At 69.6% G+C, this 19152-nt stretch carries 16 protein-coding genes and 1 pseudogene; 14 read left to right on the top strand and 3 right to left on the bottom strand.

Translation table 11 applies throughout. From position 1 onward, the window contains the following. Window positions 1-112: 112 nt before the first annotated feature. Window positions 113-2704 carry a RelA/SpoT family protein gene (locus GUY60_RS17075; RefSeq protein WP_161698687.1) on the top strand — a complete coding sequence of 864 codons (2592 nt, stop codon included), beginning with the start codon at window positions 113-115 and terminating at the stop codon, window positions 2702-2704. A 120-nt stretch (window positions 2705-2824) separates the two neighbouring features. Here the strand turns inward: GUY60_RS17075 and GUY60_RS17070 are convergent, their stop codons facing one another. Next, window positions 2825-4057: a DUF349 domain-containing protein gene (locus tag GUY60_RS17070; protein WP_161698685.1), complete on the bottom strand. Its 1233-nt coding sequence runs from the start codon at window positions 4055-4057 to the stop codon at window positions 2825-2827. Window positions 4058-4221: 164 nt separating this feature from the next. Continuing rightward, window positions 4222-5064, bottom strand: coding sequence for a peptidylprolyl isomerase (locus GUY60_RS17065; RefSeq protein WP_161698683.1), 843 nt, complete (start codon window positions 5062-5064; stop codon window positions 4222-4224). A gap of 182 nt (window positions 5065-5246) precedes the next feature. On the opposite strand from GUY60_RS17065, the gene GUY60_RS17060 reads away from it, so the two are divergent. From GUY60_RS17060 to GUY60_RS17040, 5 genes and pseudogenes are all read left to right on the top strand, one after another. Continuing rightward, entirely contained in the window at window positions 5247-5954 is a 708-nt protein-coding gene (locus GUY60_RS17060; RefSeq protein ID WP_161698681.1) for an MBL fold metallo-hydrolase, read from the top strand. 13 nt (window positions 5955-5967) lie between these two features. Beyond that, the gene (gene hisS, locus GUY60_RS17055) at window positions 5968-7230 is read left to right on the top strand and encodes a histidine--tRNA ligase (RefSeq protein WP_161698679.1); all 1263 of its coding nucleotides are present in this window, start codon (window positions 5968-5970) and stop codon (window positions 7228-7230) included. Between the two features lie 218 nt (window positions 7231-7448). Then, on the top strand, window positions 7449-8081 hold the full coding sequence (locus GUY60_RS17050) for a vitamin K epoxide reductase family protein (protein WP_187370046.1): 633 nt from the start codon (window positions 7449-7451) through the stop codon (window positions 8079-8081). Between the two features lie 101 nt (window positions 8082-8182). Next, a pseudogene (locus tag GUY60_RS17045) lies at window positions 8183-9529 on the top strand (replication-associated recombination protein A); the annotation flags it as partial. Window positions 9530-9667: 138 nt separating this feature from the next. Beyond that, a complete protein-coding gene (locus GUY60_RS17040) occupies window positions 9668-10432 on the top strand; it encodes an HNH endonuclease family protein (RefSeq protein WP_161698675.1) in 765 nt (254 codons plus the stop codon). 18 nt (window positions 10433-10450) lie between these two features. Here GUY60_RS17040 and GUY60_RS17035 read toward each other — a convergent pair whose 3' ends face one another. Beyond that, window positions 10451-11140, bottom strand: coding sequence for a DUF2470 domain-containing protein (locus GUY60_RS17035; protein WP_161698673.1), 690 nt, complete (start codon window positions 11138-11140; stop codon window positions 10451-10453). A gap of 192 nt (window positions 11141-11332) precedes the next feature. On the opposite strand from GUY60_RS17035, the gene rpsD reads away from it, so the two are divergent. The 8 genes from rpsD to GUY60_RS16995 all read left to right on the top strand — a co-directional run. After that, complete coding sequence (rpsD, locus tag GUY60_RS17030; protein WP_161698672.1) at window positions 11333-11947, top strand: 30S ribosomal protein S4; 615 nt, start codon at window positions 11333-11335, stop codon at window positions 11945-11947. Window positions 11948-12200: 253 nt separating this feature from the next. Beyond that, complete coding sequence (locus GUY60_RS17025; protein WP_161698670.1) at window positions 12201-12659, top strand: DUF948 domain-containing protein; 459 nt, start codon at window positions 12201-12203, stop codon at window positions 12657-12659. 7 nt (window positions 12660-12666) lie between these two features. After that, window positions 12667-12987, top strand: coding sequence for a DUF6167 family protein (locus GUY60_RS17020; protein WP_161698668.1), 321 nt, complete (start codon window positions 12667-12669; stop codon window positions 12985-12987). Beyond that, the gene (gene alaS, locus GUY60_RS17015; RefSeq protein WP_161698666.1) at window positions 12987-15656 is read left to right on the top strand and encodes an alanine--tRNA ligase; all 2670 of its coding nucleotides are present in this window, start codon (window positions 12987-12989) and stop codon (window positions 15654-15656) included. Before GUY60_RS17020 ends, alaS begins: the two co-directional genes overlap by 1 nt. After that, complete coding sequence (gene ruvX / locus GUY60_RS17010; protein WP_161698664.1) at window positions 15656-16132, top strand: Holliday junction resolvase RuvX; 477 nt, start codon at window positions 15656-15658, stop codon at window positions 16130-16132. The genes alaS and ruvX overlap by 1 nt, the downstream gene beginning before the upstream one ends. A gap of 126 nt (window positions 16133-16258) precedes the next feature. Continuing rightward, window positions 16259-17857 carry an endolytic transglycosylase MltG gene (gene mltG, locus GUY60_RS17005; RefSeq protein WP_161698662.1) on the top strand — a complete coding sequence of 533 codons (1599 nt, stop codon included), beginning with the start codon at window positions 16259-16261 and terminating at the stop codon, window positions 17855-17857. Continuing rightward, complete coding sequence (locus GUY60_RS17000; protein WP_161698660.1) at window positions 17838-18686, top strand: shikimate dehydrogenase; 849 nt, start codon at window positions 17838-17840, stop codon at window positions 18684-18686. The genes mltG and GUY60_RS17000 overlap by 20 nt, the downstream gene beginning before the upstream one ends. A 155-nt stretch (window positions 18687-18841) precedes the next feature. Then, the coding region (locus GUY60_RS16995) for a chorismate synthase (RefSeq protein ID WP_161698658.1) at window positions 18842-19152 on the top strand (311 nt) is incomplete at its 3' end.

The raw sequence follows: 19152 nt of genomic DNA, 5'->3' as shown, positions 1-19152 counted from the left end.
GTCGTGCCCCGTGCGGGTCGCTGTCCACAGTCGAGACGAGGCGGAGCGCGAGGATCGATACCATGGCAGTCCGGACCTGATCGGGGGGCCGGAACCTGCATGAGGAGCACTCTTGCCAGACGAGGCCCGTCAGCCACTCGCCGCCGCACAGTCGAAGCCCGACTCTCAGGCCGAACAGGCCGCGGCGCCCGCTGCCATGCCCGCCGAGAGCGAGAAGCAGGCGCCGGCGCCCACGAAGGGCGAGCCCGTGGCCGAGAAGGCCCGCCCCGAGCCCAAGCCCACGCCACCCGCCGAGCGCCCCGCGAACGCGGCACCCGCGAACCAGGCTCCGGCGAACCAGGCTCCGGCGAACCAGGCGCCCGCCAAGTCGGCCCCCGCGATGCGTCCGGCGCACACGAGCCAGTCGCGTTCCGCGTCGTCCAACCGGGTCCGGGCCCGCCTCGCACGCCTCGGAGTGCAGCGTTCCAACCCGTACAACCCGGTTCTTGAGCCGTTGCTGCGGATAGTGCGCAGCAACGACCCGAAGATCGAGACCGCGACGCTCCGCCAGATCGAGAAGGCCTACCAGGTCGCCGAGCGCTGGCACCGCGGGCAGAAGCGCAAGAGCGGCGACCCGTACATCACGCATCCGCTCGCCGTGACCACGATCCTCGCAGAGCTCGGTATGGACCCGGCGACGCTGATGGCCGGTCTGCTGCACGACACCGTCGAGGACACCGAGTACGGCCTGGACACCCTGCGCCGTGACTTCGGCGACCAGGTGGCGCTCCTCGTCGACGGCGTCACCAAGCTCGACAAGGTCAAGTTCGGTGAGGCCGCGCAGGCAGAGACCGTGCGCAAGATGGTCGTCGCCATGGCCAAGGACCCGCGCGTCCTGGTCATCAAACTCGCCGACCGCCTGCACAACATGCGCACGATGCGGTACCTCAAGCGGGAGAAGCAGGAGAAGAAGGCCCGCGAAACCCTGGAGATCTACGCCCCGTTGGCGCACCGACTGGGCATGAACACCATCAAGTGGGAGCTGGAGGACCTCGCGTTCGCGATCCTCTACCCCAAGATGTACGACGAGATCGTCCGGCTCGTCGCCGAGCGTGCCCCCAAGCGCGACGAGTACCTGGCCATAGTGACCGACGAGGTCCAGGCCGATCTGCGCGCCGCCCGGATCAAGGCCACCGTCACCGGCCGACCGAAGCACTACTACAGCGTCTACCAGAAGATGATCGTCCGCGGCCGTGACTTCGCGGAGATCTACGACCTGGTGGGTATTCGGGTACTTGTCGACACGGTCCGCGATTGCTACGCGGCGCTCGGCACGGTGCACGCGCGATGGAACCCGGTCCCCGGCCGGTTCAAGGACTACATCGCGATGCCGAAGTTCAACATGTACCAGTCGCTGCACACGACGGTGATCGGCCCCAACGGCAAGCCGGTTGAGCTCCAGATCCGCACGTTCGACATGCACCGCAGGGCCGAGTACGGCATCGCGGCGCACTGGAAGTACAAGCAGGAGGCCGTCGCCGGTGCCTCCAAGGTGCGCTCCGACGCACCCAAGAGCACGGGCAAGGACGACCACCTCAACGACATGGCGTGGCTGCGCCAGTTGCTGGACTGGCAGAAGGAGACCGAGGACCCGGGCGAGTTCCTGGAGTCCCTGCGCTTCGACCTCTCGCGTAACGAAGTCTTCGTCTTCACGCCGAAGGGCGACGTGATAGCGCTCCCGGCGGGCGCCACCCCGGTGGACTTCTCCTACGCGGTGCACACCGAGGTCGGCCACCGCACCATAGGAGCACGGGTCAACGGCCGGCTCGTCCCCCTCGAATCGACCCTGGACAACGGCGACTTGGTGGAGGTCTTCACCTCCAAGGCGCCCGGCGCCGGCCCCTCGCGTGACTGGCTCGGCTTCGTCAAGTCGCCGAGGGCCAGGAACAAGATCCGGGCCTGGTTCTCCAAGGAGCGCCGCGACGAGGCCATCGAGCAGGGCAAGGACGCCATCGCCCGCGCGATGCGCAAGCAGAACCTGCCGATCCAGCGCATCCTCACCGGCGACTCCCTGGTCACGCTCGCGCACGAGATGCGCTACCCCGACATCTCGTCCCTGTACGCGGCCATCGGCGAAGGCCATGTCACCGCGCAGAGCGTCGTACAGAAGCTGGTGCAGGCACTCGGCGGCGCCGACGAGGCCAACGAGGACATCGCCGAGTCCGCGGCCCCGGTCCGCGGCCGCAGCAAGCGCCGGGCCAACGCCGACCCCGGCGTCATGGTCAAGGGCGTCGAGGACGTGTGGGTCAAGCTGGCCCGCTGCTGCACGCCGGTGCCCGGCGACCCGATCATCGGCTTCGTGACGCGCGGCAGCGGCGTCTCCGTGCACCGTGCGGACTGCGTCAACGTCGACTCGCTCTCGCAGCAGCCCGAGCGGATCCTCGAGGTCGAGTGGGCGCCCACCCAGTCCTCGGTCTTCCTCGTCGCCATACAGGTCGAGGCCCTTGACCGCTCCCGGCTCCTCTCGGACGTCACCCGCGTCCTGTCCGACCAGCACGTCAACATCCTGTCCGCGGCCGTACAGACCTCCCGCGACCGGGTGGCCACCTCACGCTTCACCTTCGAGATGGGCGACCCCAAGCACCTGGGCCACGTCCTGAAGGCGGTCAGAGGAGTCGAGGGCGTGTACGACGTGTACCGAGTGACGTCCGCCCGCAGGCCGTGAGCCGGTAGACCTGGGCCTCGGGGAGACGTCCCCCAGGAAGGCCGGCATACGAAAGGGGCTCCCGTACGCGAAGTACGGGAGCCCCTTTTCGTACAGTCGAGGCTGTCGCGGGACGGCTGCTCAGCCGCCGAACTCCTCCAGGCCCTTCAGCGCCTGGTCGAGCAGCGCCTGACGGCCGTCGAGCTCCTTCTGGAGCTTGTCGGCGCGCGCGTTGTTGCCCTGTGCGCGGGCCGTCTCGACCTGGCCCTTGAGCTTGTCGACGGCGGCCTGGAGCTGGCCGGTCAGCCCCGCGGCACGCGCGCGTGCCTCCGGGTTCGTGCGCCGCCACTCGGCTTCCTCGGACTCCTGCATCGCCCGCTCCACGGCGTGCATCCGGCCCTCGACCTTCGGGCGGGCGTCGCGCGGCACGTGGCCGATGGCCTCCCAGCGCTCATTGAGCGCGCGGAACGCGGCGCGGGCCGCCTTCAGATCGGTGATCGGAAGCAGCTGCTCGGCCTCGTCGGCGAGCGCCTCCTTGAGCTTGAGGTTCTCGCCCTGCTCCGCGTCCCGCTCGGCGAAGACCGCGCTGCGGGCCGTGAAGAAGACGTCCTGCGCGCCGCGGAAGCGGTTCCACAGGTCGTCCTCGTGCTCGCGCTGGGCGCGGCCAACGGCCTTCCACTCGGACATCAGGTCGCGGTACCGCGCGGCCGTCGGGCCCCAGTCCGTCGAGTTCGACAGCGACTCGGCCTCGGCGACCAGCCGCTCCTTGGCCTTACGGGCGTCCTCGCGCTGCGCGTCGAGCGAGGCGAAGTGCGCCTTGCGGCGCTTGGAGAACGCGGAGCGCGCGTGCGAGAAGCGGTGCCACAGCTCGTCGTCCGACTTGCGGTCCAGGCGCGGCAGACCCTTCCAGGTGTCCACCAGGGAGCGGAGGCGCTCGCCCGCCGAGCGCCACTGCTCGCTCTGCGCCAGCTGCTCGGCCTCGACGACCAGGGCCTCCTTGGCGTGCCTGGCTTCGTCCGTCTGCTTCGCCTTCTTGACCTTGCGCTCTTCGCGCCGGGCGTCGACGCTCGCCACCAGCTTGTCGAGCCGCTTGGCGAGGGCGTCCAGGTCACCGACCGCGTGCGCGTCGGTGACCTGCTCCCGCAGGTGCTCGATGGCGGTGTTCGCGTCCTTGGCCGACAGGTCGGTCGTCTGCACCCGGCGCTCGAGAAGGCCGATCTCGACGACCAGGCCCTCGTACTTGCGCTCGAAGTAGGCAAGCGCCTCGTCGGGAGAGCCTGCCTGCCACGAACCGACGACTCGCTCGCTTCCATCGGCCGTACGCACGTACACGGTCCCCGTCTCGTCGACGCGGCCCCACGGGTCGCTGCTCACAGCGCCTCCTCCACATGATGCCTGCGCGGGGTACCCCCGGGGCATCGTCCACAGATTTCTTCAGGGCAGCCGCACACGGCGCCCTGCACAACGCCAACATAGGCGACGAGCAGGGCGGCTGTCCGCATCCGGGGCGGGCGAACTTGCCCGCTGATCAGGACCGGTCAGGACTTGCGCACAGTCGCCTTGTCGATGACCACGGTGGCGTTCGGCGCGGTGTTGCCGGTGGTCGGGTCGGGCTGTGCGGCGCCCGCGGCGGCGATCTTCCTCAGCACCTTCATACCGCCCTCGGAGATGGTGCCGAAGGGGGTGTAGTCGGGCGGGAGCTGGCTGTCCTGGTAGACGAGGAAGAACTGGCTACCGCCGGTGTCGCGGCCCTCCTTCGTCTGCGCGTTGTACTGGTTCGCCATCGCGACCGTGCCCGCCGGATAGACGTTGCCCTTGAGGCTCTTGTCCTTGAGGTTCTCGTCCGGGAGCGTGTAGCCGGGACCGCCCGTGCCGGTGCCCTTCGGGTCGCCGCACTGCAGCACGTAGATGCCCTGCTCGGTGAGGCGGTGGCACTTGGTGTGGTCCAGGTAGCCCTTGTTGACGAGGAAGTCGAACGAGTTCACCGTGCGGGGCGCGGCCGCGGCGTTGAGGTCGATGTCGATGTCGCCGCAGGTCGTCGCGAGCTTCATCGCGTAGTCGGCCGACTTGTCGACAGTGAGCGCCGGCTCCTTCTTGTAGCTCAGCTTCTCCACCTCGCCGCCGGCCGCCTTGTCGCAGGGGTCCTTGACGGGGCTGCTGGGGGACGGGGCGGCCTCGGCGTCGGGCTTCTGCTTGGCGTCGTCGCCCTTGAACGCGCCGGCGGCCACCGCCCCGCCGCTCGCCGCGAGCACCACCACGAGCGAGGTGGCGATGATGGCGTTACGACGCTTCGCCTTGTGTCGCGCCGACTCGCGGCGTTCCTGCTGGCGGGCGAACTTCTCCCGGGCGAGCTGACGCCGCCGCTGATCGCTGCTGACCACCGGGTCTTCTCCTTGTACGTCTCTTGATCGGTCCTGACCGGCCTGAGCTTGCCCCGTACCGTATATGGGTTGGCTGTGCGGCGAGCCGCGCCGGTAGGCTGCGGGTATTGCGATCTGGTGTCGTCCGCCGTCACGGCCGGCGGACCGCCGCACTTCCCGTCGGACCACCCTTAAGGACGAACGTGCTGATTGCCGGGTTCCCCGCCGGAGCCTGGGGGACCAATTGCTACTTGGTCGCCCCGGCCGCAGGCGAGGAGTGCGTGATCATCGACCCGGGCCACCAGGCCACCGAAGGCGTCGAGCAAGCACTCAAGAAGCATCGGCTCAAGCCCGTCGCGGTCGTCCTCACCCATGGCCATATCGACCATGTCGCCTCGGTCGTCCCGGTCTGTGGAGCGCACGACGTTCCCGCCTGGATCCACCCCGAGGACCGGTACATGATGAGCGACCCCGAGAAGGCGCTCGGCCGCTCCATCGGCATGCCGCTGATGGGCGAGCTGACCGTGGGGGAGCCGGACGACGTACGGGAGTTGAGCGACGGCGCCGCGCTGCGGCTCGCCGGGCTCGACTTCTCCGTCGCGCACGCACCGGGGCATACGAAGGGGTCGGTGACCTTCCGGATGCCCGAGGCCGCGGACGTACCGTCCGTGTTCTTCTCGGGTGACCTGCTCTTCGCCGGCTCCATCGGACGCACCGACCTGCCCGGCGGTGACATGGACGACATGCTCGATTCGCTGGGCCGCGTGTGCCTGCCGCTCGACGACTCGACCGTGGTCCTGTCCGGGCACGGTCCCCAGACGACCATCGGCCAGGAGCGCGCCACCAACCCGTATCTGCGCCAGGTGGCCGCAGGCCAGGGGGCGAATCCCGCCCCACGACGAGGAATGTGACGAGAGTTTTCCCGTGAGCACCTTTCAGGCCCCCAAGGGCACGTACGACCTGATCCCGCCGGACAGCGCCAAGTTCCTCGCCGTGCGCGAGGCCATCTCCGCGCCGCTGAAGAACTCCGGATACGGCTACATCGAGACGCCCGGCTTCGAGAACGTCGAGCTGTTCGCGCGTGGCGTCGGTGAGTCCACCGACATCGTCACCAAGGAGATGTACGCCTTCGAGACCAAGGGCGGCGACAAGCTCGCGCTGCGTCCCGAGGGCACCGCGTCCGTGCTGCGCGCGGCCCTGGAGTCCAACCTGCACAAGGTCGGCAACCTCCCGGTCAAGCTCTGGTACTCGGGCTCGTACTACCGCTACGAGCGCCCGCAGAAGGGCCGGTACAGGCACTTCTCGCAAGTCGGCGCCGAGGCGATCGGGTCCGAAGACCCGGCCCTGGACGCCGAGTTGATCATCCTGGCCGACCAGGCGTACCGCGCGCTCGGCCTGCGCGAATTCCGCATCCTGCTGAACTCGCTGGGCGACAAGGAGTGCCGTCCCGTCTACCGCGCGGCGCTGCAGGACTTCCTGCGCGGGCTCGACCTCGACGAGGAGACGCTGCGCCGCGCCGACATCAACCCGCTGCGCGTCCTCGACGACAAGCGGGCCGACGTGCAGAAGCAGCTGGTGGGCGCGCCGGTGCTGCGCGACTACCTGTGCGACGCGTGCAAGACGTACCACGAGGAGGTGCGCGCGCTGATCACCGCTGCGGGCGTCGCCTTCGAGGACGACGAGAAGCTGGTCCGCGGCCTGGACTACTACACGCGTACGACGTTCGAGTTCGTCCACGACGGCCTCGGCTCGCAGTCCGCGGTGGGCGGCGGCGGGCGGTACGACGGGCTGTCCGAGATGATCGGCGGCCCCTCGCTGCCGTCCGTGGGCTGGGCGCTCGGCGTGGACCGTACGGTCCTGGCCCTGGAGGCGGAGGGCGTGGAGCTCGAACTGCCCTCCACCACCAGCGTGTTCGCGGTACCGCTCGGCGAGGAGGCGCGCCGCGTGCTGTTCGGCGCCGTCACCGAGCTGCGCAAGGCCGGAGTCGCCGCCGACTTCAGCTACGGCGGCAAGGGCCTCAAGGGCGCGATGAAGAACGCCAACCGCAGCGGCGCGCGGTACACGCTCGTGGCTGGCGAGCGCGACCTCGCCGAGGGCGTCGTCCAGCTCAAGGACATGGAGTCCGGCGAGCAGGAGGCGGTGGCGGTCGACGCGATCGTCGAGACCCTCAAGGGCAAGCTCGGCTAGTACGCGGGAAGTTGAGGGCCCCGGGTGCCGATCGGCACCCGGGGCCTTCGCCGTTGCCGGGGCGCGCTCCGGCGGCCGGCGAGCTCCCTTCCTTATACGCATCGAACGGTGGACGCACAGGCTCGTGCGGCACAATGTGCGTGCCTGTGGGCCCCTGCGACTCACCGGTCCTGTAACCCCCCACCACGAGCGACGGAAACGGCGTGATGAGCGAAACGATGTCTGCGAAGGACGGCGGCGGCCCGGACGGTCGGGAGCAGGCGGACGCCGCCCGCTCCGTCGGCGGCAGCCGTGCGTTGGCGCTGCTGCTTGTGATCACGGGCGCGGCCGGTGTCCTCGCGTCCTGGGTCATCACGCTGGACAAGTTCAAGCTCCTGGAGGACCCGAACTTCCAGCCGGGGTGCAGCCTCAACCCGGTGGTGTCCTGCGGCTCGATCATGAAAAGCGATCAGGCGGCCGCGTTCGGCTTCCCCAACCCGATGCTGGGCCTGGTGACGTACGGGATCGTGGTCTGCGTCGGCATGAGCCTGCTGGCCGGCGCCCGTTTCCCGCGCTGGTACTGGCTGACGATGAACGCCGGGATGCTCTTCGGCGTCGGCTTCTGCACCTGGCTCATGTACCAGTCGCTGTACAACATCAACGCCCTGTGCCTGTGGTGCTGCCTCGCCTGGGTCGCCACCATCGTCATGTTCTGGTACGTCACCGGGCACAACGTGCGGCACGGACTGCTGCCGGCGCCGGGCTGGCTGCGCGGGTTCTTCGACGAGTTCACGTGGGTCCTCCCCGTGCTGCACATCGGCATCATCGGCATGCTGATCCTGACCCGCTGGTGGGACTTCTGGACCAGCTGACCCGCGCCGTACCCGCGCCGTACCCGGGCCGTCCCCTGGCCGTCTTCTGGCCGGGACAGGCCCGGGGCGCGTTGTCAGTGGGGTGACATAGGGTCGTTGACGTGGAGCCCGACCTCTTTACCGCCGCAGCCGAAGAACGCCAGGAGAAGGATCCGACGAGCAGTCCCCTGGCCGTCCGCATGCGCCCGCGCACGCTCGACGAAGTCGCGGGGCAGCAGCACCTGTTGAAGCCCGGATCGCCGCTGCGCAGGCTCGTCGGTGAGGGCGGCGGAGGCCCGGCCGGACCCTCCTCGGTGATCCTCTGGGGACCACCGGGCACAGGAAAGACAACCCTGGCGTACGTGGTCTCCAAGGCGACCAACAAGCGCTTCGTGGAGCTCTCCGCGATCACCGCCGGCGTCAAGGAGGTCCGCGCGGTCATCGACGGCGCCCGCCGCGCGATGGGCGGCCACGGCAAGGAGACCGTCCTCTTCCTCGACGAGATCCACCGCTTCAGCAAGGCCCAGCAGGACTCCCTGCTGCCCGCCGTCGAGAACCGCTGGGTCACCCTCATCGCGGCCACCACGGAGAACCCGTACTTCTCGGTGATCTCCCCGCTGCTCTCCCGCTCCCTGCTGCTCACCCTCGAACCGCTCACCGACGAGGGCCTGCGCGGACTGCTGCACCGGGCGATCGACGAGGAGCGGGGGCTCGGCGGCTCGGTCACCCTGTCCGCCGACGCCGAGGCGCATCTGTTGCGCATCGCGGGCGGGGACGCGCGCCGGGCCCTGACCGCCCTGGAGGCCGGTGCCGGTTCGGCCCTGTCCAAGGGCGAGCCGGAGGTCACCCTGCAGACCCTGGAGGAGTCGGTCGACCGCGCGGCGGTGAAGTACGACCGGGACGGCGACCAGCACTACGACGTGGCGAGCGCCTTGATCAAGTCCATCCGCGGCTCGGACGTGGACGCGGCCCTGCACTATCTGGCCCGGATGATCGAGGCCGGCGAGGACCCGCGGTTCATCGCCCGGCGCCTGATGATCTCCGCCTCCGAGGACATCGGCCTCGCCGATCCGACGGCCCTGCCCACCGCGGTCGCCGCCGCGCAGGCCGTCGCCATGATCGGCTTCCCGGAGGCGGCGCTCACCCTGAGCCACGCCACCATCGCCCTCGCCCTGGCCCCGAAGTCGAACGCCGCGACGACCGCCATCGGCGCCGCCCTCGAAGACGTACGCAAGGGCCTCACCGGACCCGTACCCCCGCACCTGCGCGACGGGCACTACAAGGGAGCGGCCAAGCTCGGCCACGCGCAGGGGTACGTATATCCGCACGACGTCCCGGGCGGCATCGCGGCCCAGCAGTACGCTCCGGACGCCATCCAGGGCAGGCAGTACTACCGACCGACGCGGTACGGCGCGGAGGCGCGGTACGCGGACGTGGCCGACCGGGTGCGCGAGCGGCTGCGCGGCGAGACCCGTACAGAGCCCCGCACCGAGACCCGTACCGAGAGAGCACCGGCCAAGCAGGTCGACAAGCCGGGTGACCAGGCCGAAGCAGAGACCCCGGCAGCCGACGCGCAGTAGCCCTGACCGGCGCCTACGCTCGGGGCCATGGGAGCACGCGCAGCCGCACCGGTCGCCGCGCTCCTCGCCGTGACCGCACTGGCCACGGCGTGCACACCGCTCCAGGTGGAGCGCGCCGACGCCCGCTTCGGCGCACCCTCGGACGGGCCGAGCTCACCGGCCGGCACCCGACCCGCACCGAAGCCCAGCCCGGAACCGTCGCTCGCCGGCCAAGGATTCCCGCCGACCGCGGCGACGGCCCGCGATCAGCTCGCGGCGCTGAAGGTCGCCTGGGGCCAGAACTGGCAGACGTACCGGCGCGACGAGTTCGGCCGGACCTGGTCCGACGAGGTGGACGTACCGGGCGGACGCAACGGCTGTGACACCCGCGACGATGTGCTGCGCCGCGACCTGAGGGACCTGCGCGAAGGCGACCGGAACCCCTGCGTGGTGCTCTCCGGCACCCTCGAAGATCCGTACACCGGCAAGGAGTTGCCGTACTACTACCGACGGGCCTCGCAGATCGAGACCGACCATGTCGTCGCGCTCGGCGCCGCCTGGCGGGCCGGCGCCTGGGCCTGGACGCCGCAGCAGCGCCTCAACTACGCGAACGACCTCGACGTCCTGCTCGCCGTCGACAAACAGGCCAACGCCGACAAGAGCAGCCACACCCCCGACAAGTGGCAGCCGCGGCAGGAGTACCGCTGTGCGTACGCGCGGCGCTGGACCGGCATCAAGGCGAAGTATCGCCTCACCGTGACGGCACCCGAGAAGCTCGCGTTGCAGGACCAGCTCGCCGGCTGTCCCAAGTAGGCGGTGGGGGCGGGAAGTTCAGTGCGCGGCGGCCTCGAAGAGGTGGTGCATGGCGCGGCGCAGGCCCACCACGTCCCGTACCGGTTCGGGAAAGTCGAAGCGCGCGTCGAAGGTCGTGCTGTCCTGCTCGCTGATGAAGCGCACCCGCAGCCCGAAGCGGTCGAGCGCCAGCGGCACCGCTCGGCCCGCCGCCATGGAGCGCCGCCCGAGCAGCGCGGAAAGGAGCTGCACCTGCTCGTCGTGGGCGGCGTGCAGATGCTGGAGCAGCTCCGCCTCGTGCCCGGCCAGCGGGTCGGCGGCCGCCCGCGCGAACGCGTCCGGCTCCACGCTCTCGGCGCCCCACAGATCGTCGACCGAGGCCTCGCCGACCTCGAGGCGGAGCATCATCCGGCCCGGCTCGGCGATCCCGGGGACCCGGGTCAGCCAGCCGGAGAGCCAGGCGCGGCCGCGAATACGATGGGGCACCGAGACCGGTGCGACATCGGTGATCTCGAGCACGGCGGGCAGCTCGTCGTCCTGAGCGTGGGTCGCGGCCCGTACGACAGGGGAGTCCGCCGGGAGCACCAGGAACACGTCGCCGTCGGGGCCGACGGTCCGCTCGTCCGCGATCAAGTGGTCGGGGAGGGCGCTCTCGACCCCCGGGGAGAGCAGCACTCCGGAGCATGTACTCTGTACGAGAGTTCGTGTGCGTTCGGCTGCTGACGGCAACCGGATGGTTTCAAGCCCGCTGGGACGCGGCTGACCACGATCTGATCGGACCTCCGTCATATCGATGCCCCTTTGAGTTGGCGTCGGTTGTTTCGTGCTGTCCGTGATGAGACCTGGTTGTTCCACGGCAAGACACGCGATCTCCCTTAGCAAGGTGAGCCTAACCTAACCTATTTCGGAGGTCTGGAGAACGTGCCTAACCAGTCGCGTCCCAAGGTCAAGAAGTCTCGTGCGCTCGGCATTGCGCTGACGCCGAAGGCCGTCAAGTACTTCGAGGCCCGTCCGTACCCGCCGGGCGAGCACGGCCGTGGCCGCAAGCAGAACTCGGACTACAAGGTCCGTCTGCTCGAGAAGCAGCGTCTGCGTGCGCAGTACGACGTTTCCGAGCGTCAGCTGGTCCGCGCCTACGAGCGCGCCGCCAAGACCCAGGGCAAGACCGGTGAGGCCCTGGTCATCGAGCTCGAGCGTCGCCTCGACGCCCTGGTCCTGCGTTCGGGCATCGCCCGCACCATCTACCAGGCCCGTCAGATGGTCGTCCACGGCCACATCGAGGTCAACGCCAAGAAGGTCGACAAGCCGTCCTTCCGCGTCCGTCCCGACGACGTCGTGACCGTCCGCGAGCGCTCCCGCGAGAAGGTCCCCTTCCAGGTCGCCCGCGAGGGTGGCTACGACACCGAGGGTGAGACCCCGCGCTACCTCCAGGTGAACCTGAAGGCCCTGGCCTTCCGCCTGGACCGCGACCCGAACCGCAAGGAAATCCCGGTCATCTGCGACGAGCAGCTCGTCGTCGAGTACTACGCCCGCTGATCCAGCAGACGTAGCGACCCCGCGCGTACGGCCCGCCGCATCCCCGCCCTTCCGGGCGGAGGGAGCGGCGGGCCTTCGCACGTAGTGGACCCTGTGTACGTAGTGGCCCCTGTGTGCGTGGCGGACCTGCGTACGGACGGCCCCGGAACAGCGCCCCCGGAGTTGTCCACAGGCGTTCGGAGCGCGAGGTGTGGCGCGATAAGGTCGGACGACGACTTTCAAAGACCCCCGAGCGAGCAGAGAGCGGTGCGGAGTGACCGGTGGAGAGGTGGCCGGGATCCTGGTGGCGGTGTTCTGGGCGATCCTGGTCTCGTTCCTCGCCGTCGCCCTGGTGAGGCTGGCCCAGACGCTCAAGGCGACCACCAAACTCGTGGCGGACGTGACCGAACAGGCCGTACCGCTGCTCGCCGACGCGTCCGCGACGGTCCGCTCCGCGCAGACCCAGCTCGACCGGGTCGACGCCATCGCCACGGACGTCCAGGAAGTCACCTCCAACGCCTCGGCCCTGTCCACCACCGTCGCCTCGACGTTCGGCGGCCCCCTGGTGAAGGTCGCCGCCTTCGGGTACGGAGTGCGACGGGCCATCAGCCGCAGGGACGGGCCGGAACCGAAGGCGGCACCCGCACCCACGTCGCGGCGTACCGTGATCGTGGGCCGCACGGTGCCCTCCTCCCGCCGGGGCAAGCGCAAACACCGGGACGAGAAGGACTGAGGCCGCGATGTTCCGCCGTACGTTCTGGTTCACCGCGGGCGCAGCCGCCGGTGTGTGGGCCACCACCAAGGTCAACCGCAAGCTCAAGCAGCTGACCCCCGAAAGCCTCGCGGCGCAGGCCGCGAACAAGGCGATCGACGCCGGCCACCGCTTCAAGGACTTCGCGCTCGACGTCCGCGACGGCATGGTCCAGCGCGAGGCCGAACTGGGCGACGCCCTGGGCCTGAACGCCCCGGAGCTCCCCGAACTCCCGCCGCAGGGACGGATTGTGGCGATCGAGAACCACAACGACACGAAGTACTCGTACAACCGGAATGAGGACCACTGATGGAGTCGGCTGAAATCCGCCGCCGCTGGCTGCGCTTCTTCGAAGAGCGTGGGCACACCGTCGTGCCGTCGGCGTCGCTGATCGCGGACGACCCGACGCTGCTCCTGGTCCCCGCGGGCATGGTGCCCTTCAAGCCGTACTTCCTCGGCGAGGTCAAGCCGCCCTTCGACCGCGCGACCAGCGTGCAGAAGTGCGTGCGCACCCCCGACATCGAAGAGGTCGGCAAGACCACGCGGCACGGCACGTTCTTCCAGATGTGCGGCAACTTCTCCTTCGGCGACTACTTCAAGGAAGGCGCCATCAAGTTCGCCTGGGAGCTGCTCACCAGCTCCGTCGCGGACGGTGGCTACGGCCTCGACCCCGAGCGCCTCTGGGTGACGGTCTACCTCGACGACGACGAGGCCGAGACCATCTGGCGCGAGAAGGTCGGCGTCCCCGCCGAGCGCATCCAGCGCCTCGGCAAGAAGGACAACTACTGGTCCATGGGCGTCCCCGGACCCTGTGGCCCCTGTTCCGAGATCAACTACGACCGCGGCCCCGAGTTCGGCGTCGAGGGCGGCCCGGCCGTCAACGACGAGCGGTACGTGGAGATCTGGAACCTGGTCTTCATGCAGTACGAGCGCGGTGCGGGCACCACCAAGGACGACTTCGAGATCCTCGGCGACCTGCCCAGCCAGAACATCGACACCGGCCTCGGCCTCGAACGCCTCGCGATGATCCTGCAGGGCGTGCAGAACATGTACGAGATCGACACCTCCCGCGTCGTGATCGACAAGGCCACCGAGCTGACCGGCGTCGCCTACGGTGCCGCCACCGGCTCCGACGTCTCGCTGCGCGTCGTCTCCGACCACATCCGTACGTCCGTGATGCTCATCGGCGACGGCGTCACCCCCGGCAACGAGGGCCGCGGGTACGTGCTGCGCCGCATCATGCGCCGCGCCATCCGCAACATGCGGCTGCTCGGCGCCACCGGCCCGGTCGTCAAGGAACTCGTCGACGTCGTCATCGAGACGATGGGGCAGCAGTACCCCGAGCTCGTCACCGAGGCCAAGCGCATCGAGACCGTTGCGCTCGCCGAAGAGGCCGCCTTCCTCAAGGCCCTCAAGGGCGGCACGAACATCCTCGACACCGCCGTCACCGAGACCAAGGCCGCCGGTTCCACCGTGCTGCCCGGCGACAAGGCGTTCCTGCTCCACGACACCTGGGGCTTCCCGATCGACCTCACCCTGGAGATGGCCGCCGAACAGGGCCTCTCCGTGGACGAGTCGGGCTTCCGGCGCCTGATGAAGGAACAGCGCGAGCGCGCCAAGGCCGACGCCAAGGCCAAGAAGACCGGTCACGCCGACCTGTCCGCGTACCGCGCGATCGCCGACGACTCCGGCTCCACCGACTTCACCGGGTACTCCGCCACCGAGGGTGAGTCGACCGTCGTCGGCCTGCTCGTCGACGGTGTGCCCTCGCCGGCCGCGGTGGAGGGCGACGAGATCGAGGTCGTCCTCGACCGCACCCCGTTCTACGCCGAGGGCGGCGGCCAGCTCGCCGACACCGGCCGCATCAAGCTCGACACCGGTGCCGTCATCGAGGTCCGGGACGTGCAGCAGCCGGTGCCCGGCATCTCCGTGCACAAGGGCTCCGTCCAGGTCGGCGAGGTGACCGTCGGCTCGTCCGCGTACGCCGTCATCGACCTCAAGCGGCGCCGTGCCATCGCCCGCGCCCACAGCGCCACGCACCTCACGCACCAGGCGCTGCGTGACGCGCTCGGCCCGACCGCCGCCCAGGCCGGTTCGGAGAACTCGCCGGGCCGCTTCCGCTTCGACTTCGGCTCGCCCAACGCGGTGCCCGGCACCGTCCTGATGGACGTCGAGCAGAAGATCAACGAGGTCCTCGCCCGCGAACTCGACGTGCACGCCGAGGTCATGGGCATCGACGAGGCCAAGAAGCAGGGCGCCATCGCCGAGTTCGGCGAGAAGTACGGCGAGCGGGTCCGCGTCGTCACCATCGGCGACTTCTCCAAGGAGCTGTGCGGCGGCACGCACGTCCACAACACCGCCCAGCTCGGCCTGGTGAAGCTGCTCGGCGAGTCCTCCATCGGCTCGGGTGTGCGTCGTATCGAGGCCCTCGTCGGCGTCGACGCGTACAGCTTCCTGGCCAAGGAGCACACGGTCGTCGCTCAGCTCCAGGAGCTGGTCAAGGGACGTCCCGAGGAGCTGCCGGAGAAGATCTCCTCGATGCTCGGCAAGCTGAAGGACGCCGAGAAGGAGATCGAGAAGTTCCGCGCGGAGAAGGTCCTGCAGGCCGCCGCCGGTCTCGCCCAGGGCGCCAAGGACGTACGCGGTGTCGCCCTGGTCGCCGGTCAGGTGCCGGACGGCACCGGCGCCGACGACCTGCGCAAGCTCGTCCTCGACGTGCGCGGCCGCATCCCGGGTGACCGCCCGGCCGTCGTCGCGCTGTTCACCACGGCCAACGGCCGCCCGCTGACCGTGATCGCCACCAACGAAGCGGCGCGTGAGCGCGGCCTCAAGGCCGGCGACCTGGTCCGCACCGCGGCCAAGACCCTCGGCGGCGGCGGTGGCGGCAAGCCGGACGTCGCCCAGGGCGGCGGTCAGAACCCGGACGCCATCGGCGACGCGATGGCCGCCGTCGAGCGTCTCGTCGCCGAGACCGCGTAATGACCGCGGAGCTCCGTCGCGGCCGTCGGCTCGCGATCGATGTCGGGGACGCCCGGATCGGGGTCGCCTCGTGCGACCCCGACGGGATCCTCGCGACGCCGGTGGAGACCGTGCCGGGACGCGATGTCCCGGCGGCCCAGCGCCGGTTGAAGCAGCTCGTCGACGAGTACGAGCCGATCGAGATCATCGTCGGCCTCCCTCGCTCCCTCAAGGGGGGCGAGGGCCCGGCGGCCGTCAAGGTCCGCGCGTTCACCCAGGACCTCGCGCGCACGGTCGCACCTGTACCGGTGCGGCTCGTGGACGAGAGGATGACCACAGTGACGGCCAGTCAGGGGCTGCGCGCCTCGGGCGTGAAGTCCAAAAAGGGCCGGTCCGTCATCGACCAGGCGGCCGCCGTCATCATCCTCCAGCAGGCACTGGAGTCCGAACGGGCGTCAGGTAGAGCTCCGGGCGAGGGCGTCGAAGTGGTCATCTGATCGCGATACGGTAACGTTCCGCGCGATGCGGCGGTGTTCGAACAGCCGCCGCACAGCAGAAGAGGCGGACCGGCCTGCAGGGCACCAGTGCCCCACGGCCGCCGCCTCGCGGCTCGTAGGGGATCGATGACTGAGTATGGCCGGGGCCCCGGCTCCGAACCGTGGCATCCCAATGACCCTTTGTACGGGGACCAGGGATGGGAAGGGCACCAGGCCGCCGACGGCCAGGGTCCTTACGGCGGCCAGCCGCAGCACTACCCGCAGCAGTCACCGCAGCCGCAGTACGACCAGCAGGCCGGTTATCCGCAGCACGACTTCAACGGCGGCTGGGACACGGGCCGGCAGACCGGCTACGACCCGTACGCCGATCCGTACGCCGACCCGTACGGAAGCCAGCAGGCCGCGTACGGCGCTGAACGGCCCGACCCCTACGACAGCCCTGAGGCGTACCCCCCGCCGCAGCCCCCCGGCCGACGGCACGAACCCGTCCAGGAGACGCCCGACTGGGACCCCGGACCCAACGACCGCGAGCACGCCTTCTTCGCGGGCGGCGACGATGACGACGACGGGCACGAGGAGGAGCACCCGCGCTCCTCGCGCCGCGGCGGCCGTAAGGAACGGCGTGGCCGGGGCGGGAAGAAGCGCCGCAGCGGCTGCGCCTGCCTGGTCGTGACACTGGTCTTCGCGAGCGGCATCGGCGGGGTCGGCTACTTCGGCTACCAGTTCTACCAGGACCGCTTCGGCGCGGCCGAGGACTACACCGGCAGCGGCATCAGCGAGAAGGTCACGGTCGAGATCCCCAAGGGCGCCGGGGGATACGTCATCGGCAACAAGCTGGAGCAGGCCGGTGTCATCAAGAGCGCCGACGCGTTCGTCAGTGCCCAGAGCGAGAACCCCAAGGGCCTGACGATCCAGGCGGGCGTCTACACGCTCAACAAGGAGATGTCGGCCGAGTCCGCCGTCAAGGCAATGCTCGACCCCAAGAGCCGCAGCAACCTCATCATCGCCGAGGGCCGCCGCAACGCCTGGGTCTACGAGCAGATCGACAAGCGCCTCGAACTCGACAAGGGCACCACCGAGAAGTACGCGAAGAAGAACTGGAAGAAACTCGGCCTGCCGAGCTGGGCAGCCGCGAACATCACCAGCGAGGTCAAGGACCCGCTGGAGGGATTCCTCTTCCCGTCGAGTTACCCGGTGGCGAAGGGCCAGAAGCCTGGTGACGTACTCAAGAAGATGGTCGCCACGGCCGGCAATGAGTACGAGAAATACAACATCGAGGGCAAGGCGGAGGAACTCAAGCTCGAGAACCCGCTGCAGTTGGTCACTGTGGCCAGCCTGACCCAGGCCGAGGGCAAGACCCATGCCGACTTCCGGAGGATGGCAGAGGTCGTCTACAACCGCCTCGACCCGAGCAACACAGAGACCTACCAACTGCTTCAGTTCGACTCGACCTTCAACTACTTGAAGGGTCAGAGCGAGATCAATATCGGTGAAGGCGAGATCCAGAGCAACAAGGATCCGTACAACACGTACACGCGAAAGGGGCTGCCTCCCGGCCCCATTGGCAACCCTGGACAGGAAGCGCTCGGTGCGGCACTCAAGCCGAGCGGAGATGGCTGGCTGTACTTCGTAGCCACCGACGGTATGAGTAAGACGGAATTCGCAAAGACGCACAACGAGTTCTTGAAGCTGAAGGAAAAGTTCAATGCAAACAGCAGGGGCTGAGGTTCGGCGACGGGCCGCGGTTCTGGGCTCGCCGATCGCGCACTCCCTCTCGCCGGTGCTGCACAGCGCCGCGTACGCCGAACTCGGCCTGGACGACTGGGAGTACGGGCGTTTCGAGGTCGACGAGGCGGCGCTGCCCGGCTTCCTCGACGGGCTCGGCGCCGAGTGGGCCGGGCTCTCGCTGACCATGCCGCTCAAGCGTGCCGTGATCCCGCTGCTCGACGAGATCAGTGAGACGGCGGCGTCGGTGGAGGCCGTGAACACCGTGGTGTTCCACGCCGACGGGCGCCGCAAGGGCGACAACACCGACATCCCCGGCATGGTCGCCGCCCTGCACGAGCGCGGCATCGAGCAGGTCGAGTCGGCCGCGATCCTCGGCGCCGGCGCCACCGCGTCGTCCGCGCTCGCCGCGCTGGCCCGGATCTGCACGGGCGAGATCGTCGCGTACGTACGCAGCGAGGCGCGCGCCGTCGAGATGAAGCAGTGGGGCGAGCGGCTCGACGTCGAGGTGCGCACCGCGCCCTGGGACGACGCCGCGGCCGCCTTCGACGCTCCGCTCGTCATCGCCACCACCCCGGCGGGCACCACGGACGAGCTGGCGAAGTCCGTGCCGGAGCGGCCGGGCACGCTGTTCGACGTGCTCTACGAACCGTGGCCGACCGAGCTCGCGGCCCGCTGGTCGATGTTCGGCGGGGCCGTGGTGAGCGGCCTCGACCTGCTCGTGCACCAGGCCGTGCTCCAGGTCGAGCAGATGACGGGCCGCTCCCCGGCGCCGCTGCACGCGATGCGACAGGCGGGGGAGCGGGCGCTGGCTGCCCACTCGAGCTAGCGCTCTCGCGGGGTGGCCCCGTCCGCTCCGCGTCCGCCTGCTGGACCTCCGGCCGGACACCGGCGCCGGACATGGGAGGATCTAGGCAGGCGGGCCAGGGCCGCGCACCCGGTCGCGCCGTCGCCAGAAACCAGGCGCGAGCAAGAGGAGCACCGTTGAGCAGGTTGCGTTGGCTGACCGCGGGGGAGTCCCACGGACCCGCACTCGTCGCGACGCTGGAGGGACTGCCCGCCGGCGTGCCGATCACCACGGAGATGGTGGCGGACGCCCTGGCACGGCGGCGCCTCGGGTACGGCCGCGGTGCGCGCATGAAGTTCGAGAAGGACGAGGTCACGTTCCTCGGCGGCGTGCGGCACGGACTGACCATGGGCTCGCCCGTCGCGGTCATGGTGGGCAACACCGAGTGGCCGAAGTGGGAGAAGGTCATGGCCGCGGATCCGGTGGATCCCGCCGAGCTGGCCGAGCT

This window comes from Streptomyces boluensis (genome assembly GCF_009908195.1).
In the GTDB taxonomy this organism is placed as follows: Bacteria; Actinomycetota; Actinomycetes; order Streptomycetales; family Streptomycetaceae; genus Streptomyces; species Streptomyces boluensis.
This window is presented reverse-complemented; position numbering and strand designations above follow the sequence as displayed.